This is a genomic window from Frateuria sp. (genome assembly GCF_035695185.1).
Classification (GTDB): Bacteria; Pseudomonadota; Gammaproteobacteria; order Xanthomonadales; family Rhodanobacteraceae; genus Frateuria_A.
In genome coordinates this window covers 1-2,451 of the sequence record NZ_DASSES010000059.1, presented here as the reverse complement: position 1 = coordinate 2,451, position 2,451 = coordinate 1, and the positions used below count along the sequence as shown (strand labels likewise).

Below are 2,451 nucleotides of genomic sequence, written 5' to 3'. Positions count from 1 at the left end.
GCCCGGATGTCGGCGTCGGTCAGGCCCAGCACCCGCAGCCGCTCGCGTGCGGCGGCGCGCAGTGCCTTTGCATCGCCCGATTGCGCCTGCTGCAAGGCGCGGTACTCGGCCAGCGCGCTATTCCATTGCGGCGCCAGGAGTTCGGCCAGCGGCTCGCCGGCAGTGACGGTGGTGTAGGGCGCGCGCACGTCGAGCTTGGTGATCACGGCATCGACCCGGGCGCTGATCGTGGTCGCCTCGCGCAGGTTCCAGGTCACCGTGCCGGGCACCTGCACCGCGGCGGCGAGCACGCGCCGCTCGACCGGCGCGGTGCGCACGCCCAGGTTCTGCACGGTGGCCGGGTTGATCTTCACCACGCCCGCCTGGTTGCCCGCCGCCTCGTCGGCGTACTTGGGCACCATCTGCATGCCCATCGGCGACAGGCCCGGATGGTCGAAGTGCTGCTGCGGCACCATCGTGTCGTACCAGTAGAGGACTTTGCGGCCGCCGGCGTCGGTCTTGCCCGTGTTCGTCGAAGCGGGGGATGCGGGCGCCTGGCGGCGGCCCACGACGTAGCCGGCGATGAGCAACATCAGGCCCAGCACCGCGATCAGCAGTGCGATCAAAAGCCGTTTCATGGGGCGTCCTCCGTGCTGGGCAACAGGTAGGCAAGCGCCGCCCACAGCCGCGCATGGGCGGCCAGCGCGTCGGCGTAGGACAGGCGACGCTCGATCTCGTCGCGCCGTGCGTCCAACCACGGCTGCAGGTCGCCACCGCCGCGGTAGCCGGCCAGCGCTGTCTTCGCGCGGTCGTGATCCAGCGGCAGCAAGGTGTCGCGGTAGCGCTGGAGCTGATCGCCCCAGCCCTGCCAGGCCGCCACTGCGCGCGCCACGGCCTCGCGCTGGGCGCGGCGGGCGTCCTCATGGGCGGCCTGCACCGCATCGCGTTGCGCCTGTTTTGCGCTGATGCCGCGGTCTTGCCGGTTGCGGGTGAACAGGGGCAGGCTCACGCCCACTTCCAGCATCACCATGTCGGACAGGCCGGAAGCACGGCGGCCATAGCTGGCGCTCACACTCCAGTCCGGATGCTTGGCAGCGCGCGCCTGGGTCAGTGCCGCCTCGGCGAGTGCCTCGCGGGCTTGCCAGGCTTGCATGGGCGCCTGGCGATCGATCGCCTGTTCCAGTAGTGCCGGCGCGACCGGCAGGCGGCCGAAGTCCGGTGCCTCGCCAAGGGTTGTCACGGGTTCGCCAAGCCAGCGCTGCAGACCGGCCTGCGCGGCGGACAGCTCGGCCTTGACACCATCCAGGCGATTGTCCAACGACGCGGCCTCGGCGCGCGCGGCCAACGCGTCGGAGGCGCTGCCTTCGCCGCCGCGCAGGCGCGCCTGGGTCAGCTTGACGGCCAGGCCGCTCTCGTCGCGCAAGGCGATGAGCAAGTCGCGCTTGCGTTGCACTGCCCACAGTTCGATCCAGGCATCGGCGATCTGCTCGCGCACGTTCTGTGTGGTGGCCGCGCGATCAGCCGTGGCCGCCGTGATCTGCGCATCGGCGAAGCGGCGGTCGGCCTCGCGCGCCGCGTGCGACGGAATCGTCTGCGTCACGCCGACCGTGCGCATGGTCATCGTGTCCGAATCCACGCTGAAGGCGCCCGGCCCGGTGACCGGGTAATTGGAGATGCCGAACGTCAACGAGGGATCGGGCAGCCGGCCGGCACGCATGGCCTCGTCGCGGGCCGCTTCGATATCGGCGTCACGCGCTGAAAGCAAGGGAGCTTGCGTGACGCCCTGGCGAACGGCCTGTTCGAGTGAAACAGGCGCTTCGGCGGCATAGGCGGCGGTGACCGTCACCCACGCAAGGGCAACAGCCAGGCCCGACGCCAAGCCGCGTCGGGCAGAAGGTAAGCAGAGCATGGAAGAACACTCCCGGTGATCGAGGGACCTCGTGCGCGGCGGCACGAGGGCGCACGCAGTGGCGCGCGCCGGCCTAGATCAGGAGTGAGCAGTACAACAACGTAGTGGGTGGCGGTGGAGCTCGAAGCCGGACGAACCGCTCCGGCACACGGCTCGGCATGGCGACGATGAGCGCCGGCTCGGGCCAGTACACGGGCAGGGCGGCCAGCGCGCTGGGCGGCACCGACCCCGTGCGTGCGTCCGGCTGGGTCGCACGATCCGGATGGCAGTGCGCCTGGCACAGCGCGCCTTGGTGCTCCGGCCCCTGGCCCATCGAGGCACAGGTCCCCGACATCGCCATGCCAGCGGCCGAGGCCATCGCCATGGGCGGAGCGGTCGGAGTCATCGCGCAGGCGTAAGCGGCCAATGCGAGCTGGTGCCACGTAAGCAGCACGACCGCCAGCCAGGTCAGCCGGCGGCGGGTGCGGGAACGGAGGCGGTGCGTGGGACGCATGCGGCGATGGTACACCGCGCCGCGGCATGGACCCGGGTCCACGGTTCGCTGCCGCGTTCACGACGTGCTC

3 protein-coding genes are annotated in these 2,451 nt (G+C 71.0%); 1 reads left to right on the top strand and 2 read right to left on the bottom strand.

Annotated features, from left to right (window positions below; translation table 11 throughout):
- Both VFH59_RS04265 and VFH59_RS04260 read right to left on the bottom strand, forming a co-directional pair.
- Positions 1–617: efflux RND transporter periplasmic adaptor subunit (locus VFH59_RS04265; RefSeq protein ID WP_325163644.1), on the bottom strand; the 617-nt coding region annotated here is incomplete at its 3' end.
- Positions 614–1,888, bottom strand: a complete 1,275-nt coding sequence (locus VFH59_RS04260; protein WP_325163643.1) for a TolC family protein — start codon at positions 1,886–1,888, stop codon at positions 614–616. The genes VFH59_RS04260 and VFH59_RS04265, both read right to left, overlap by 4 nt.
- A 158-nt stretch (positions 1,889–2,046) precedes the next feature.
- Between VFH59_RS04260 and VFH59_RS04255 the strand changes: the two genes are divergently transcribed.
- Positions 2,047–2,286: a hypothetical protein gene (locus VFH59_RS04255; protein ID WP_267171844.1), complete on the top strand. Its 240-nt coding sequence runs from the start codon at positions 2,047–2,049 to the stop codon at positions 2,284–2,286.
- Positions 2,287–2,451 lie beyond the last annotated feature (165 nt).

Excerpts from the sequence above, each read along its gene's own strand:
- VFH59_RS04255 (WP_267171844.1), top strand. The coding sequence starts at position 2,047 with ATGGCGACGATGAGCGCCGGCTCGGGCCAGTACACGGGCAGGGCGGCC.
- VFH59_RS04260 (WP_325163643.1), bottom strand. The coding sequence starts at position 1,888 with ATGCTCTGCTTACCTTCTGCCCGACGCGGCTTGGCGTCGGGCCTGGCT.